Raw genomic sequence first — 15270 nt, 5'->3', positions numbered from 1 at the left:
TCTCGTGGCAGACGGAAGTTTGGGCTTAGCGGTCTTTTCTGCTCGTGTCGGCCGGCGATGGCTTGCTGTCGAGTTTCTTGTAGACATCTGCCAGCTTCGACGGTGGGGCCGGGCATTTTTTGCTTCTGGCAATCTCGCCAAGAACCTGATTGCGGTTACGCAATGCGTCGATTTCCAGTTTTTCCGGCGATTTCGGATCCATGAAGAAAAGGGCGGGCCAAAACAGAAGAACACCGGTCGCGCCAAGGACCACGTTCTTACCCTGCGCATCGGATCGTTCTTTCACCGTCGCCAGCACCTGGCGCTCATTGGCCTCGAATTCGCGCTTTATGCCGGCGCAATCGAAAGCGCTGTCGGCCGGGTTGGTCGAGGAGACCGGATTTGCCGCCCGACCACCGCAACCGGAAACGACAATGGCCGTTGCCACCAGCGCGGATACGAAAGGTAATTTGGAGGTGTAAAAAGAAGATCTGATCATAATATTCTCTTTTGAAGCCTACCAGCGTGCCGTTACGCTAGCGAAAATGAGATTTCCGCGTCCGCCACTCACGCTGCTGGAAAATGCCTGGGAGTAGCCGAAATCGGCACTGATGTTGCCGCCCACGAGTTTCGCGCCAACGGTCCAGCTTGCGAGGTGGCCGTCGGAGATATCGAAGCGATCCTGTGAAAACACGCGGCCGTAATCGAGACCGAGGTATGGGCGTAATTCGCCCAGAACGGGCGCCAGACTTGTACCCTCCCATGGCATTGTCCGCCACGTCAGTTCGTTACGGCTGAAAAACCCGTTGTTGCCGAATATGACACTTTCCCTCAGGCCGCGTACGTTGCTGGAGCCACCAAGTCCGATCTGTTCTGCGCCAAACATGTTGTCGGGCGAATATTGGGCATTGAGGAGCGTCGCTAACTCGAACCGCTGGCCAGCGGCCTCGAACGGCCGCGTCGCGCTGACGGTCGTGTTTAATTTCAAGAACCGAGGATCGGCGGTGCCGGCTCCCGGCTCTCCTGCCTCCACGGCGTCGAAGAGATCAAGACCCTTATCAAGGGCAAAATCGAGAGCGATGACGCCACCCAGTATTCTTTGCGAACGCGAGAGGCCCAGAGTGCCTATCGTGTATCGGCGACTTCCAACCTCAATTCGATTGCCGAGAAGGAAGTTGTCGGTCTGCTTGTAGCTGAGACCGCCTCTGAGGGTCGTGATGGAATCCTTGTCGCGCAGAATGACGCGGTCTATGCCAAATCCAACCTGACCTGAATTGCCCGAGGTTTCGATCGGTCCAAAATTGCCGGGAATGGTGCTCTCGTATTCGTACCAGGACCCATTCGTTGAAAAAGTCCAGTAGCCATAAGGTACGCTTGTATTGAGCGAATAGCTGTTGCTGTGCCCGCGACCATCATCGTCCCAAGGATAGTCCGGGCCGCTCCGACCGTAGGAGAAACCCAACTGATCATTGATGCCCAGCAGGTCGTCGAAGCCGAACGAAACATTGGTCTGGGAGTAACCGGTACTCTCTTGACCGAGGTTGTTGTTGGAAATGCTCGCGTACCAGCGCTTGCCCGGCTTGTTCTCGACATTCAGGATGGACGTTCCATCGTCCTTACCCGGCAACATCGAGGTTTTCGCGTCGTTCGATGACAGGCGGTTGATCTGGTCTAGCCCCTGTTCAATATCGCGAATATTGGCGACCTCACCCTTCACGCCGGGAAAAGCCGTAGCGAATGAACCGTTCCGCCCGGCCGGTTGACCGTTGAGGTAGATATCCGAGATCATGCCTTCGACCACCACCAGCCGCAGCACCCCTGTTCCGGCAATATCCTGTGGGGGAACATAGGCACGTGACGTCACGAACCCCTTGTCCAGATAGAGGTCGGTGATGGCCTTGAGCAGGGCGGTAATATCCGCAACACCGATGCATCTATTGTCGTAACGCCGCGTCACTTTTCCGAGATCAATGGCAGACAGCCTTGTCGCGTCTTCGATATCTACACGTGAGATATCGAAGCATGGACCAGCGGACTTCGCGTCGCCTCGTGGTGTCCGGTCCGCACGGCCAATGACGCTATCAGGCGTGACCTGTTTCAGGTTTTCCAGCCGCTGCAGCTGCTGTTGCTGATCCTGTCGCCGGGAAAAATCATCGGCGGGCGACTGTGCAGTTGCAGGCTCCGACACGAGCAGGCTTGCAAAAAGCGAAATGGCAAAGGTCCGCTTGAAACTGTTAGGCGCGTTCCCCGAATTCCCGAAGGCGTTCCGCTCTACCCGCACAGTGACCGGGGACTTGGCGGCAACTCGAACCGCCGAGACAATTGCGAGACAAAAATCCGGAAGGAGTGACGGTCGGCAAGCAGAAATGTGAGCAGCAACGGGCATGTTTAGGAGGCCTGCATTGGAGATGAAGTTTGTCGCGGCAATGCCGCCCATGCTTCACTCTGCAGCTGTCCTTGCTGTCGATCCCCTACCGGGTAAATAGATCAGTTCATCTGACCCAAGAAGCGTTAAAGTAGTATTTTTTATTGCGAGATGATCGTCGCAAGTCATTTGCTTAAAGAAACGATGACACCAAGAAACTCACATAATAATCAATTCTACCAACACTATGGCAGGAATATCATTTTTCATCTGTGAGTTTTAAGCGCGATCAGCCAATTTCAAGCCCTTCGGCTCCTCGAGTCAAACAACAACCAGAAGTTACCGCAATGCGCCTCTCTCTGCAAGACACAGATGAAGACCAAAGTTAAGAGGAAACTAAAAATGCCTCTGGCATTGGGCCGAGTCAGGCAATGCAAGCTCTCATTCTTGCCCGCGGATTCCGAAGATCGTCCGTGACCGCATACGAAGCTGTCGGAGTCTCCCGGTTGCCAAAAATCGCTCGACCTTAAAGTTTTTAGTCAGCAGTCTCAGCCAAGCTTCGGTTTTGGACACGCTCTTCATCCAGCAAGTCCGCCCACCACTGCATCATCTTCACTCGCTCGCCCCAATATGTGGCCCGATTGTAGATACGTCTAACGGCCCGCGTATCGAGATGCGCAAGCTGAGCTTCGATAGCATCGATGCTGAACTCTCCAGACTCGTTCAATATGCTGCTGGAGGAAGAACGAAAGCCGTGGGCGGTATGCTGGGCCTCTGTTACACCCATGCGCCGCAAAGCGGAGTTCATGGAGTTTTCGGATAGAATCTTCTTGCCGGACATCATTGAAGGGAAGACATAGGGCTTATCGCCAAACAGCTCTTTCATCTCCGTGAGAACTTCCACTGCTTGTGTCGAAAGCGGCACATGATGCTCTCTGCGCATTTTGGTTTTCTCTGCGGGTATGGTCCAAACTAACTTATCAAAATCTAACTCCGTCCACTCCATCGAGCGCGTCTCACCGGGACGGGCAAAACACAAGGCTTGGATTTTCAAGGCAGCCACCAACGAGGGCCAACCCTCGTAGCCATAAATGGCACGCATCAAGCCGCCCATCTCAGCCTTCGTCGTTAAGGCGGCGTGGTTGACCGGCACATGGCGTTGGAGAGCCCCACGTAGTGCCGACGTCGGGTCATTCTCGGCCCTCGCTGTCGCGATGGCGTAGCGAAACACGCGACCAATGGCAGCGCGAGTAGCCAGAGCGCTCCACACGGCCGCTCTTTTCAATGCTGATCAGCACGGCAAGAACGTCACGCGCCGTGATCTGAGTAACCGGGTAAGGCCCCAGCTTTTCGGCAAGGTCTTTCAACATCCATTTGTTTTTGGTGATTGTGGGCTCTGCGCGCTTGTCGCGTTTCAGCTTTTCAATGAACTCATCCGCAATGACGCCGAAGGTGTTTCCGGCAGCGGCCTTGGCAGCAAGCTGATCACGCTTCTTCGCCAGCGACGGGTCTAGGCCCTCAGAGAGCTTCTTCTTCGCCTCGTCGCGCAATCGACGGGCGTCCGCCAGCCCCACCGTCGGGTACTGCCCAATCGTCAGTGTTTTTCGCTTTCCGAAAAAATCGTAATCGAAGCGCCAAGACTTGCCGCCGGCAACCGATATGTAAAGATAAAGCCCCTTCTCATCAGACAGCTTGCGCGGTTTGCTGTCGGCTTTAGCGTTCTTAACCTGAATGTCTGTCAGTGCCATTTTACGGTATCGGCTTCCTACCACGATGACGAGTACCGTGATTTTTACCGACAAAATTGCTGGATGTCACTGCATACTGTTGCACGACCTTACGCGCGCGCGAGGCAAAAACGCTGAAAAATCAGCGCTTGGTGGACGTCGTTGATCTTGTTGGAAAGGTGGCTGGAGCGGGTGAAGGGAATCGAACCCTCGTATTCAGCTTGGGAAGCTCGATCTATCGTAAATATTTCAATACTTTATGGGTAAAACTCCGCCTCTCGCGTCAAAATTCTCCCAATGTTTTCAATAGCGCTGTAAAACCTTGCTGGTCCTGAAACATGGCGAAGGCACTCCATATTGACTCTTTCTCAAAATGAGAACATTTATAGAACAAACGAGAGAGTAAGTGATATGTCAGACGCCGAAAAGATCATCGTGGTGCAGTTCAAAAAGGGGCGCTACGGGATCGTTCCGGGCGATATGCGCCCTGCAACCAACGCAGCATCCGCCGAAAAAATGGCGAGCGCCATGGCACCGCGCCACATCGGCGTAGCGGCTTATGCCGTCACTGTGGACGAGGAAAGCGGCAGCATGGCTAATCCTCGTCTGCTGGTCCAGCACGGGCAAATCGCCGACCTTATGCCAGACTGATTAACCGGCGCGGGGGCGCGCGCCTTTTTATGACAGGGGAATTTTGCGGCTCTGAAACAGGAGTTTGGAAACGTGCGCCCCAACGCAATCAAACAACCAGACGATATCGCGGCCTATGTTATCCAATGCCATGACGGCGACGCTTTTGCCGCCGTGGAACGAAATCTACCATCTGCAAAATCAGCTATCCATCGCCATCGCAGCCATGGGCCGGGGATATACATGCGGATGGACGCCACCCCCGTCCGGCGAGAGTTTAGCCCTTGGACTATTTACAAGCGAGTCACCTTCATGGAACTATTCCGGTTTGCGACACTCGATAGCCACGCTCTCTATCCGAGCTATATCGTCGCCGATCCATTTTCCGTGGCTGTCTACACCAGAGAAGACGCTGTTCCCGTAAACCCCTGTATCAAAGTATTCTAGATTCACGAAACCAACTGTCGACAGTACGTTAAATAGCTCATGTTTTGAGTATATGTGGCGATGCCCATGCCCGTAAAACATCTTATTAAACGCATCATAAATCGTAGACGAATCGTCATCTACAAATTTCTTAAACCACTCAACATAACGCGTTGCTACAGGCCCATCCGGATAGAAAATTAGCTTAGCCATATTCTCTAGGCACGGCGTTACGATCCTACAGCTCCCCCCTGGCTTCAAAACGCGAAAGGCTTCAGACAGCATGAAGTGACCTTCTGACTTCTGGACATGCTCGATCGCGTGCTCCGAGAAAACGGCGTCAAAAGACTCATCTTCGAAAGGGAACTTTTTGGTAAAGTCCAAAAACATCACAGCGTCATCACCAATCTCTACATCGGTGTTGGTCCAGCCTGTGAGGATATTTAATCCAGAACCTAAGTGCAGTTTCATGCTATACCTTCTATCAACGATATTTCTTATTCAGGTCGTGCTGGAACATCTGCTTCAACTCCCGCCAACGGGCTTCCCAGCCGTTGGCTTTTTGAGACCACAAATGCGCTTTTTGTTGACCGTCGATAAGCAGGCAAAGCCGTTCCTTTGTCAAATCATCCTTGATCAAGTGAACAAACTTCTGCATTCGTTTCGTCTGGGGTATTTGGGTCGCGATGACTTCGAGGCCCGCATTCAGATAATGGTACGCCTTGTCAGGATTAATATGCTTTGTCATCGTATTAGAGACATATGGCAGCAGTCCAACGTGGTAATTCCTAAGTATGGCAGGAAGTTCATCGTTGTCATATTCTCCGTGATAACTAATATAGGATGACGACTCGATAAGTTCTTTCAGTAGCTGCGAAATTTTCTCGTTCTCTTGGTGCACTCTACCGAAAATATCGATCTTGATCCCGTTCAAAGCCATTCGCTTCAAGAGATGAAAATCTACGCGTTCATCAATTGAGCCGATGTATACTATTGGTTGACTGATATCAGCGGGTTCTCCCTTATCCAACCTATCAAGATGCGAAGCGTTTGTAAGCCATCGCGACTTCCGCGGATAAAGAAATTTAATTCCGCAGTCCAGCAACAACTTTCTATCACAAACTCGTCGCCACAAGTAATCAAGCTTAGCGCGCATAATTAAGTCGCGACCTCTAGAGCCGTAACGGAAGTAGTCAAAAACGTCATAGTACACGACGTTTCGCGAAAGTAGCTGCTTTAGCGGTCGAACGAATCTCTTGACCTCCATAGGCGTCCCCAAACCGACGAACACTATTGTTGGTTTATCTCCGAGAAGTCGCACGACCCTACGCGCGACATCGGGACCCAACAAATAGCCCTGAACTTCGTCGATAATATTTTCGTTCAATGTGAGCACGAAATTTTCGCTGCATTGAATATGTAATATATTTGCTCCATCCTTTAGAGCGCTTCTAGCAATATACTTTCGAAAATCCTGCTTGTACGGCTTGTTGTCAATTATTATAAAGTTTATTGACGCCTCATTGTTTAATTTAATGTCTTCTTTGATCACGCAGAATCGGTGGTCAAGCAATTTTTTTACCGATGTCCATACGTCCATCATTGAAATCGTAGATGCGTTTCCAAATATCATCGCAGGAACAACGATACAATTATTACCCCGCGCACCATGTGACTCAATAAAGGTCGCTCCCGAAAATAAACACAAGGTGGGGACATCTAAGCATGCTGCAATGTGTGTTGTTCCAGTGTCATTTCCTACAAACAAATCTAGATCCCGGACAGTTGATATATATTGTCCAATTGAGAGGTTGCCGACCAAATTTATTACGCGATCACTACGCAATCGCTTTTGAATAGTCTCGCCTTCCGATAGCTGTGATGGAGAGCCAAAAACTACTATTGTTGCGTCGTACTCAAGAATGAGTCGCTCAGCAAAACTTAGAAAGTTTCTGATGGGCCAATTTTTCGCGACGTCCCCTGATCCGCAGTTAATGCCGACGATAGGGCCACGCCCCATCCTCAACAACGGAGCTGGGACTTCCTTAGAAGCAACTCTTTCAAGGATCGAATACAAGTTATGCATCTCAGTCTGCTTGGCTATCACAGCAGATATTAGAAGCTCTTGTAGTGTCGAGTGGTGCACCCTCTCGCCTCGCCCGAAACTGTATGCGCCGGAAGGAAGTGCAAGGTCCATGTGATGTGACACGCCGTCCGCTGCGAATCCAGCCCTATAACTAGCACCAACTAAGTCTAGTATAAATCTAGTATCAGGCGCATCCCGGAGGTCTATGGCGACGTCAAAACCCTTGAGACCAAGTCTCTTAAAAGAGAAATTGTCAAAATCGCCTCGCTCTGCCCATTTCCCGGATTGTTCCGGAAAAAAACGAAAACCGTGCACGACGTCGAATAGTCCAGTTGCCTTAGCGATTGCGACATTCCAAGGACCACACAGCATGGTAATCTCTGCTGCAGGATAGGTATCGCGCACTTTCTTGAAGGCAGATAAGCCTAGAACAAAATCTCCGATATGGTCCAATTTTATCAACAGGATTTTTTTTGGCATTACTACGAGATCGCGCACGATCATAGTTCCTTTTGAGTGACACACAATTTTAATTGCATCTTCTGGGCGCACTAATATTCAAGGTCAACTCTCGGCGGAGGTCAATTCCTGGCTGCGGACAACGTTTTGCAAACTAGCGGCAAAATCGCAACAACTGATTGCAATCATGAGAACCGTGATCTACGTTTTATGCAATTAGTCTTGGCCGACATTCCAAGGCGGTTTCGATAAGATCTGCACGATTGGTCAACCGGCCATGCGGCGGTCAAACCATTTATGGAAGAGCGCTTCGACACCACGCGGCCCGAGATAGGCCAGAAGCGCAATCAACCCGGTTGATGCAGGTTGACCAAGATCGGCGTAGGCGGCGGCGCTTTCGCCGATGACCGCCATGCCGAGCGCGACCGGCAGTTCCCAAAACAGTTCGACGCCGAAGAATTTGCGGCGACCTTTCCTCGCCTCATTACCGTGCCACATGAAGCGGCCAAGCAGGGAGGCGATGATAGTGGTGAATGCACCACCAACCCACGCATTCATCAGTTCGATGAAAGAGGTGTACTTTTCCGGCATGTCAGCGACCTTTTCCATGACGGGCGCATTCGTCCCGGTTCCAAACGTCGCCACCACAAAGGCCCGCAACCGTCCGGTCAATTTTCCGTTGATCTTCCTGCGTTGCGCCCCGCGCGCCGATCAAGTCAATTCCGACCACCCGGCGCAGGCCCGATACATCGCCCGGCCCCGAAATCCCACACCCCGCCAGCGCAATCGTCAAAACGATGACGAGCGTTGTCCGCCCGATCCCCTGCCGCATTATTCTGCCTTTCAGTTTTGATGACCGCGCGATAGGTCGCATTCCGGTCGATGAAGAGGATGCCCGCGCCGATGAGAGACACCGCCGCCAGCCCGAGCAAAAGGAAAAGTCCGATTTTCGACATCAAACCGCGACCTCGCGACCCAGCAAACTATTGACCCGCCGAGAGATGACATCGCGCTTGCGGTAGGCGATGACGCCAAGAAAGACCACCGCAGTAAGCAACGCGATCCACCCCCAGGGCAAACCGAGCGACCATGCAGCAAAGCCGGAACCAAAGAGCGAGCCTGCGCCGCCCTGCACCGCTTCTTTCGTGGCAACAGCGTCACGACGCAACTGCGACAAGGTGGCGGGACCAATGATGCCATCGGCAACAAGGTGCGGGTGCGCAGACTGATATGCCTTGACTGCGGCAGCAGTCTTTTCCCCCATCCAGCCGTCGATAGCGCCGGGATTAAAGCCTTTCGCCGAGAGGATAGCCTGCGCTTCCTTAACCACCGGATCGGGCTGCTTCGGTGCGGTCTCTTGGGCGGAGCGCGGCACGCCTTCACCGACGCCAGTGTAGATTCCCTTTTCGAACAAAAGGGCTTCTTCCTTGCGCCTGCGAACGAGGCCGGGCAGCTTCTTGCCTCCAGCCGTATCGTAGTGGGTGGCGAGATAGTCCGCCGCCTGCTTTTGCTTTCCGGCGCGCCAAAATTTCGCCCACTGCCAATCCATGGCGCCAGTGCCGAGATTGAATATCGCGGACACCGCCGCATCCATTTCGTGCTGCTTGCGCGCATTCGGCGACTTGGCGACCACCGCAGGCTCGAATTCATCCCGAAGCACCGCCGCGAAGATGGCTTCCGATTGGCTGGACGTGAGTTTCGTTTTACCCGGCACCAATTTTGTAATGCCAATCTTTTCCAGCTCACGCCGAACAGACCGGCTCCGCATCGTGAAGCCCCGCCCGATGGTGGGGATGCGGACTGGATCAAGATAGCAGGTAAGGGGGTTTCCTTCATGAGCGTCCATAAAGGCGCGCCCACGCGGTGACGTTGTCACAACGGACATGGATATCTCCTAGAGATTTTGGGGAAGAGTGGTAGGGCCGCGCCCTAGTTTTCGTCTGTCCGTCCGAAGCGGCGCGGCGTCAGGAATGAGGAAGGCGTGGCCGGGGTGCCGGGCGCACTGTTGGGCGCAACCTTGCCGGTTGCTTTCGAGGCGTCCGGGGTGGCGTTGGAGCCGCCGCTTTCCGTGCCGGCCGATTTTTCTGTTGCGGATTTGCCATCGTAGAGCCTACCCGAAACCGCCACTTCAAGACCGCCGGTTTTCGTGTATGCGGTTTTGGCCGTCTTAATGATGTAAGGTACGCCGTCCACTCCGGGTCGGATATCGGCGAAGAGCAGCGGCAAGCCCGCGTCTATTCCCGCATCGCCGATCACGGTTACAGACACCGAGCCTTCGCCACGCTGCAACTCCTTGGCCTTCGCCTGCGCGGCCTTGTCGGCTTCGGCGGGCGATGCATAAGGTTCCGGCAGACGGTAAACGCTATCGCCGTCCGCATCCGCATCCGCTTCGATTTCCACGCGCTCCGCCTTATCGGAATCCTGATAGTATGCCACGACCTTGCTGTATTTCGTGCGGTCGTTGATTTCGACTTTCAGGCTTCCGACCTTGATTTTCTCGGGCGTCAGGATGATCGAGCCGAGCGGCGCGGCGGATGCAGATAACCCGGAACCGAGCCGGGTAAAAATCAGGCGCTTTTGCTTGACCGCATACAGGCCGTTGTGCCGTTCGGCCAACCGTCGCAAGAAATTGATGTTGCTTTCGTCCTGTTGCGCTAGCCAGTCATATTCGAAGTCCGCAAGGTCATCATCAACGGCGGGGGTTAAGCCGCTTTCGCTGGCGATCTGAGACAGGATATCGCCGAGCTTCGTTTTATCCCATGACCTTTCCTGCCGCTCTTTCAGCTTTCCGCTGCGAAGGTCCGCAGCCTTACCGGAAATCGACATTTTATAAGGCAGGCAATCGACGTTGACTTTGTCCGCGGTAAAGACGCCTTTCGGCACGAGATCGTCACCGAAACCCATCTTGACCGAAATGATGGCCCCCTTACGCGGGATTGCCAGAAAGTTCGGCGGGCCGTCATTCAGTTCAATATCCACCGTGTCGGATTTCATTCCCTCTTCGTCAGTGACGGTAAGGGAAAGCAAACGCTCATAGAAATGGCCTGCCACTGGCACGCCGTCGATACTCACTTCCACGCGCGGTTTCATGGTTAGTCCCAAAGGCTGGTCAACGGCTTGGCCGTGCTGGTGGCGGGTATGTCCGGCATGGTGATTTTCGTGCCGAGAGGAAGAACAGGCCCGAGCGAGGCAAGACCCGGATTGGCATCAATAACGGCTTCGACCACTTTGGCCGTGCGCCCATAAAAAGCGAGGCAAGCGAGATCAACCGTCTCGCCCTGCCGTGTGGTGTAAATTGTCGCCATGTGGTCACCGGAAAAGTTCAGACAGGAAGGATGCAGCCCGATCCACAAGACCGCCCACACTTGGCAACGTGCCAGAACCGGAGCGTTTGAGCGTGATAGAATAGGCGTTGCGCCCTGCCTCGCCCCGGCGGTTAATGTAGCTGCGATCCTCTTCGACGCTTTGGACCGTAAACATTCCTTGTATGACGCCCTGCGCGGCATCGCCGGTCACAAGCATCATTTCGGTTCCAGCCATCGACGCAGCAATGATACCGTCAAGCTGCGATTGCCCGCCGAACTCTTCGGGAAAAAGAACCCCCGAGATCGTCACTTCGTCCGAAGTGGGTCCGGTCCATTGCTGCTGGTTGAGGGTTTGTCCAACAGGCATATCCACCCAAGGTGTGTTCACCTTGCGTTTGATACCCTGATAGCCAAAGCCCAATCCCTCGAAGGCGAAGCCACCGAGCATCATCGACGTTACGCCGCTCATAACGACTCCCATATTTGAAATTTTCGCGATAAGTATCCCGAGAGGAAAACCAGAAGGGGAAAACGAATGCGCATAGCCGCTGTGGCGATACTGCCGTTCTTGTTCGCTGCGACTGCCGCAAACGCAGCAAACTCAATGGCCATGATGTGCTCTGACTACGCCAGTGAATGGAAAGCGAAGAAGAGCACAGCAATGGAGGACATGCCGCCAAGCGTTCAAGCTGCGACGTTTTTCCTTGCTGGCGCGTACCTAGCTGCAACTAAACAACCGATACAGTCCTACGACGCGAATGACTTTAACGCATTTCTGTCAGCGGTGGCTAATAAGTGCGATGCGAACCCAAAACTGATGATAATGGACGTGGGCTTGAAGGAAGCAGCAACTTGGAAAGGTCGCCAGCAGTCGCGTTATCAGGAAGTAACGCTGATAGATTTGAAGCTGGACATTAGCAAGATGTCCGGCAAAAGCATTGAAACGGAAGCGACAGTACAAATCGTTGGCGACTTCGGAATGCTGCATGCGGGGATGATGGACGCTAACCCACTTTTCCTGGACTACAAAAAAATCCCGAGAGAGCAGCGAAAGAAGCTTCTCGAACAATGCAGCCTTGGATGCTCCGCCCGCATTCAAGGAAAAGTAGGAAGCGTGATGTTCCAGAACGGCATCATCGCAGATGCCGTTCTGCTCGATTAATCGCTAAACGCGGCCTCCACCGCTTTTTGCACCTCGTTCCCGATCTGAGTGGCCGACGCGTTAGCAGCGGCTTGAGGGTCGGAAACTCCTGTGATGCTCACCTGGTTATGAACCGTCACGCTCACAGGCTGCTGGTTCGTAACACGGACATCCTGCGTCCCGTTTGGCTTCACCATTTCCGAAATTGAAGAGGCGTCGATTCGCGTGGTCTTAATGCCGAGATCATCGGCGGTCTTTCCGGGAAGGTTTTCTGTGCTGCCGCCAAAACCGTTAGCGCGCGCCGCCTTGGCAGCATCCAACGCAAATTGAGTTGATACTGATGTTGGGGCTGGATCGGTGGTCAACGACGAAAAGAAGCTCCCGGCAGCATGAAGGGCATCTTCAATTCCCGGAAGCACGGCCTTTCCTTGGCTGTATGGCGTATCGCCCGTATAGGCAGCTTTTCCTAGCTCGTACGCCCCAGCACCAGCCCCACCGTAAATACCCATGCGGGCGAGGCCCAAGAGGATTGAGGACCATCCACCGGCAGCGCCGCCAGCGGCGGCGGCGGTTGCTGCGGTTGCTGCGCCGGTTCCAGCGGCAGCGGGGGTACTTCCGCCGACAATAGCAGCGATGCCCCCGGCAACTTTTAGCGCACCGAGCAACGTGCTTGCGCCGGACAACACAAACAGCGCTGCCGCGAGTTTGCGAATGGTGCCCGCCAACATGGAGATGCCCATGCCCCATGCAAAAAGCTGGAAGCCGTAGCCGGACATTTCCGCAAAAAACTTGGCGATAGGGTTATCCTTTATCGCATCGTTCAATTCGCGGATGGAAGCGCCCCATTCCTTCGCCCGCATAAAGATTGCTCCAATGCGGTCGGCGGCGTTCGGATCAACAGGGCCAAGCAACAGGTCGCCGAGATCGTTCATGAACTCCTTCATGCCGCCGGTATACCCGAAGCCCTGCGCAAACCCCTTCGTGAAATTCGTGATCTGGTCGAAGATCGTCACGCGGTTGCCGAGCGTGTCCAGCACCTCGCCGATGCCCTGCGCGCCCTCGCGGATGGTCGGCAACATGCTGTCACCGATTTCCGAAAAGACGTTGGAAATCTTGTTCCCTAGCAGGTCCAGAACGTTTTGCGTGGTGCTGGCGCGCTGGATGTACTCGTTGAACGCGGAGCCTGCATATTTCGTGCGGTCGGCCACGCTATCAAGCGCTTGATCCAAAAGCTTGATGTTACCGACCAGCGGCATGAAGGCGCGCGCTTCGTCGCCGAAGAATTCGGACAGCAAGGAAACCTGCTTATCCTTCGGCGCTTTCGCAATCGCCGTCAGCACCTTACGCATGGTGCCTTTCGCGTCTTTCTGCATATCCTTGGCAATGGACGGCAGATGCAGCCCGAGCGCCTTGGCGGCGTCCCGCTGCGACTTCTTGGCAAACTCGCCTTTGGTCAATGCGCGGATGACGTTTAACATGGCGGTTCCCGCCGTGCTGGCATCCGAACCGGCGGAGATCATGGCGCTACCCATGGCCGCAAGTTCTTCTTTTGCGAAGCCGCCCATTTCACCAAAGGAGCCGACCCGCAACATAAATTCGGTCACATCCTTGGCCTTTGACGCCATGTTGTTCGACAGATGGTTGATGGCATCGGCCATGTCGCCGGTTTCGGCCACCGTCAAACCAAGCTGCGTTTTCAGCCTGGCAAGGCTTTCGCCTGCCTCACCTGCGCCGAGATCGAAGGCGATGCCGACGCGTGCGGCCATTTCCGCGAAGCTTTGCAAGTCTTCGGTCGCGATACCGCTTTCACCTGCGGCGGCGAACAGTGCGGCAATATCATTTGCGGCCAGCGGGATTTCGCCAGACATGCGCCGGATGCTGCGGCGCATGTTTTCAAACTGCTCGTCATTGGCTTCGACCACCTTTTTCACGTCTGCAAATGCAGATTCGAAACTGATGGCCGCGCCTGCGGTCGCTTCCAGACCGCGCGTGACACCGAAGTATCCAGCGCCGAGCGCGACAGCCTGCCCGATCAGTCCACGCATCGGCGCAAGAGAAGAGGCGGCTTGTGCGCGCAGGCCATCTAATCCCCGCCCGATATGCCGCGCCGTGGCCGTCGCATCATCGATAAGCGAAATGCGGAGACTGCTTTGCTGGACACCCATGGTCATTCTCTCATGATTTTTCGTAACTCGGTGGCCTTATGGAAATATGCCAGGAGTTTTCGGGCGGGCCACCGCTCAATCACGTCAAGCGATGTGTGTGTGGTGTTGGCGACGTAGACGGCGATCAGCCGCCAGTCGTGGTTTTCTGATCGTTTCCCATGAGCGGCTTCGTCTTGGTGATGATCGCCTTGAAATCGCTGCCCTTGATTTTCTTGAAGGCGGGCAATGGCACATCGGAAATGAGGGCCAGCAACGTGACCATTCTGGCAAGGTCGGATGTAGTCTCGTCCGCCACCAGCAAATCACCGACATCCGGTTCGCGGAAGGTCAGGTCTTTGTAGGTTTTGCCGTCATGCTCGACGGGCTTGGCGAGCGTTGCAGAAATTTCGTCCATGGTATCACCTGAAAAAATCGCCCACAGAGCGCGGGCCGGATTGGAAGGATTTGGGGGAGAAAGGAACGCCAGCCGTTACAGCAGCAAGGCGTTTCGGATATCGCCGAACTGCGAGACGCCACCGACCTTGAAATCAAAATCGTCCATCTCGTAGATTTGCTCGCCGTCGATTTCGAGCTTGTAATAGTTCACGTCGACTCCGTAGTCGTTTTCGGAAAGCTCGCCAGCCTTCCACGTCCCGGCGTCCGGCTTGAACACCCTGCCGCGAATGGTCATCACCGCGCTGTGCGTGGTGCCGTCCTCGTCTACCAGCGCGCCGGTAATCATGAAGGGCGTTTCGGAACCGATCTTGATGCCGTGCAGCTTCAAAATCTGCGGGTCCATGCCCGGCATCTTGAAGCTGAATTCAAGCGCGTTGTAACCGAGATGGACCTTGCGGGCCTTGATCATTCCGGCATTACGGACATCCTCGCGGACGGCTTCGGGAACCGGCGGCGTGATATCGCCGATCTGCCCGAGCTTGCTTTGACGGTCGGCCCACAACATGCAGTTCCGCAGGATGTAGGCGGGAAGAGTTTTTTGCACCATGTGGA

16 protein-coding genes and 2 pseudogenes are annotated in these 15270 nt (G+C 54.3%); 3 read left to right on the top strand and 15 right to left on the bottom strand.

The annotated features are described in order from the left end of the window. Window positions 1-25: 25 nt before the first annotated feature. The 4 genes and pseudogenes from EXN68_RS12285 to EXN68_RS28125 all read right to left on the bottom strand — a co-directional run. The gene (locus EXN68_RS12285) at window positions 26-478 is read right to left on the bottom strand and encodes a hypothetical protein (protein WP_142841037.1); all 453 of its coding nucleotides are present in this window, start codon (window positions 476-478) and stop codon (window positions 26-28) included. A gap of 18 nt (window positions 479-496) precedes the next feature. Next, the gene (locus EXN68_RS12280) at window positions 497-2416 is read right to left on the bottom strand and encodes a ShlB/FhaC/HecB family hemolysin secretion/activation protein (protein ID WP_142841036.1); all 1920 of its coding nucleotides are present in this window, start codon (window positions 2414-2416) and stop codon (window positions 497-499) included. A gap of 463 nt (window positions 2417-2879) precedes the next feature. After that, the gene (locus tag EXN68_RS28130; RefSeq protein WP_309546936.1) at window positions 2880-3446 is read right to left on the bottom strand and encodes a tyrosine-type recombinase/integrase; all 567 of its coding nucleotides are present in this window, start codon (window positions 3444-3446) and stop codon (window positions 2880-2882) included. Window positions 3447-3569: 123 nt separating this feature from the next. Next, a pseudogene (locus tag EXN68_RS28125) lies at window positions 3570-4092 on the bottom strand (tyrosine-type recombinase/integrase); the annotation flags it as partial. A gap of 390 nt (window positions 4093-4482) precedes the next feature. Between EXN68_RS28125 and EXN68_RS12270 the strand changes: the two are divergent. Together EXN68_RS12270 and EXN68_RS27890 are read left to right on the top strand one after the other, a co-directional pair. Further along, window positions 4483-4722, top strand: coding sequence for a hypothetical protein (locus EXN68_RS12270; protein ID WP_080810719.1), 240 nt, complete (start codon window positions 4483-4485; stop codon window positions 4720-4722). Between the two features lie 72 nt (window positions 4723-4794). Then, window positions 4795-4960: pseudogene (locus tag EXN68_RS27890) on the top strand (dehydrogenase); the annotation flags it as partial. A gap of 59 nt (window positions 4961-5019) precedes the next feature. Here EXN68_RS27890 and EXN68_RS12260 read toward each other — a convergent pair. From EXN68_RS12260 to EXN68_RS12225, 8 genes are all read right to left on the bottom strand, one after another. Next, a complete protein-coding gene (locus tag EXN68_RS12260) occupies window positions 5020-5598 on the bottom strand; it encodes a class I SAM-dependent methyltransferase (protein ID WP_142841035.1) in 579 nt (192 codons plus the stop codon). Between the two features lie 13 nt (window positions 5599-5611). After that, the gene (locus EXN68_RS12255; protein ID WP_161991311.1) at window positions 5612-7711 is read right to left on the bottom strand and encodes a glycosyltransferase family 9 protein; all 2100 of its coding nucleotides are present in this window, start codon (window positions 7709-7711) and stop codon (window positions 5612-5614) included. Window positions 7712-7939: 228 nt separating this feature from the next. Further along, window positions 7940-8263, bottom strand: a complete 324-nt coding sequence (locus tag EXN68_RS12250; RefSeq protein ID WP_142841304.1) for a phage holin family protein — start codon at window positions 8261-8263, stop codon at window positions 7940-7942. 1 nt (window position 8264) lies between these two features. After that, a complete protein-coding gene (locus EXN68_RS27885) occupies window positions 8265-8504 on the bottom strand; it encodes a lipoprotein (RefSeq protein ID WP_142841033.1) in 240 nt (79 codons plus the stop codon). Window positions 8505-8627: 123 nt separating this feature from the next. Further along, window positions 8628-9557, bottom strand: coding sequence for a glycoside hydrolase family protein (locus tag EXN68_RS12240; protein WP_142841032.1), 930 nt, complete (start codon window positions 9555-9557; stop codon window positions 8628-8630). A 44-nt stretch (window positions 9558-9601) separates the two neighbouring features. After that, complete coding sequence (locus EXN68_RS12235; RefSeq protein WP_237681396.1) at window positions 9602-10555, bottom strand: phage late control D family protein; 954 nt, start codon at window positions 10553-10555, stop codon at window positions 9602-9604. A gap of 209 nt (window positions 10556-10764) precedes the next feature. After that, entirely contained in the window at window positions 10765-10977 is a 213-nt protein-coding gene (locus EXN68_RS12230; RefSeq protein WP_142841030.1) for a tail protein X, read from the bottom strand. 4 nt (window positions 10978-10981) lie between these two features. Continuing rightward, window positions 10982-11446 carry a phage tail protein gene (locus EXN68_RS12225; RefSeq protein WP_142841029.1) on the bottom strand — a complete coding sequence of 155 codons (465 nt, stop codon included), beginning with the start codon at window positions 11444-11446 and terminating at the stop codon, window positions 10982-10984. A gap of 66 nt (window positions 11447-11512) precedes the next feature. Here EXN68_RS12225 and EXN68_RS12220 point away from each other — a divergent pair, with 66 nt between their 5' ends. Beyond that, window positions 11513-12139 (top strand): hypothetical protein, encoded by a 627-nt coding sequence (locus tag EXN68_RS12220; protein WP_142841028.1) that lies wholly within the window; start codon window positions 11513-11515, stop codon window positions 12137-12139. On the opposite strand, the gene EXN68_RS12215 is transcribed toward EXN68_RS12220, so the two are convergent. The 3 genes from EXN68_RS12215 to EXN68_RS12205 all read right to left on the bottom strand — a co-directional run bounded on the left by EXN68_RS12215 (window position 12136) and on the right by EXN68_RS12205 (window position 15265). Then, window positions 12136-14283, bottom strand: coding sequence for a phage tail tape measure protein (locus EXN68_RS12215; RefSeq protein ID WP_142841027.1), 2148 nt, complete (start codon window positions 14281-14283; stop codon window positions 12136-12138). The genes EXN68_RS12220 and EXN68_RS12215 overlap by 4 nt on opposite strands. A 124-nt stretch (window positions 14284-14407) precedes the next feature. After that, window positions 14408-14677, bottom strand: coding sequence for a phage tail assembly protein (locus EXN68_RS12210; RefSeq protein ID WP_025594279.1), 270 nt, complete (start codon window positions 14675-14677; stop codon window positions 14408-14410). 75 nt (window positions 14678-14752) lie between these two features. Continuing rightward, window positions 14753-15265: a phage major tail tube protein gene (locus EXN68_RS12205; protein WP_142841026.1), complete on the bottom strand. Its 513-nt coding sequence runs from the start codon at window positions 15263-15265 to the stop codon at window positions 14753-14755. Window positions 15266-15270: the final 5 nt, after the last annotated feature.

The sequence above is a fragment of the Martinezella rhizogenes genome, assembly GCF_007002745.1.
GTDB classification, from domain to species: domain Bacteria; phylum Pseudomonadota; class Alphaproteobacteria; order Rhizobiales; family Rhizobiaceae; genus Agrobacterium; species Agrobacterium cucumeris.
This window is presented reverse-complemented; position numbering and strand designations above follow the sequence as displayed.

Coding starts and splice junctions, on each gene's coding strand:
- EXN68_RS12285 (WP_142841037.1), bottom strand. CDS start 478: ATGATCAGATCTTCTTTTTACACCTCCAAATTACCTTTCGTATCCGCG.
- EXN68_RS12280 (WP_142841036.1), bottom strand. CDS start 2,416: ATGGGCGGCATTGCCGCGACAAACTTCATCTCCAATGCAGGCCTCCTA.
- EXN68_RS28130 (WP_309546936.1), bottom strand. CDS start 3,446: ATGCGTGCCATTTATGGCTACGAGGGTTGGCCCTCGTTGGTGGCTGCC.
- EXN68_RS12270 (WP_080810719.1), top strand. CDS start 4,483: ATGTCAGACGCCGAAAAGATCATCGTGGTGCAGTTCAAAAAGGGGCGC.
- EXN68_RS12260 (WP_142841035.1), bottom strand. CDS start 5,598: ATGAAACTGCACTTAGGTTCTGGATTAAATATCCTCACAGGCTGGACC.
- EXN68_RS12250 (WP_142841304.1), bottom strand. CDS start 8,263: ATGCCGGAAAAGTACACCTCTTTCATCGAACTGATGAATGCGTGGGTT.
- EXN68_RS27885 (WP_142841033.1), bottom strand. CDS start 8,504: ATGCGGCAGGGGATCGGGCGGACAACGCTCGTCATCGTTTTGACGATT.
- EXN68_RS12240 (WP_142841032.1), bottom strand. CDS start 9,557: ATGTCCGTTGTGACAACGTCACCGCGTGGGCGCGCCTTTATGGACGCT.
- EXN68_RS12230 (WP_142841030.1), bottom strand. CDS start 10,977: ATGGCGACAATTTACACCACACGGCAGGGCGAGACGGTTGATCTCGCT.
- EXN68_RS12225 (WP_142841029.1), bottom strand. CDS start 11,446: ATGAGCGGCGTAACGTCGATGATGCTCGGTGGCTTCGCCTTCGAGGGA.
- EXN68_RS12220 (WP_142841028.1), top strand. CDS start 11,513: ATGCGCATAGCCGCTGTGGCGATACTGCCGTTCTTGTTCGCTGCGACT.
- EXN68_RS12215 (WP_142841027.1), bottom strand. CDS start 14,283: ATGGGTGTCCAGCAAAGCAGTCTCCGCATTTCGCTTATCGATGATGCG.
- EXN68_RS12210 (WP_025594279.1), bottom strand. CDS start 14,677: ATGGACGAAATTTCTGCAACGCTCGCCAAGCCCGTCGAGCATGACGGC.
- EXN68_RS12205 (WP_142841026.1), bottom strand. CDS start 15,265: ATGGTGCAAAAAACTCTTCCCGCCTACATCCTGCGGAACTGCATGTTG.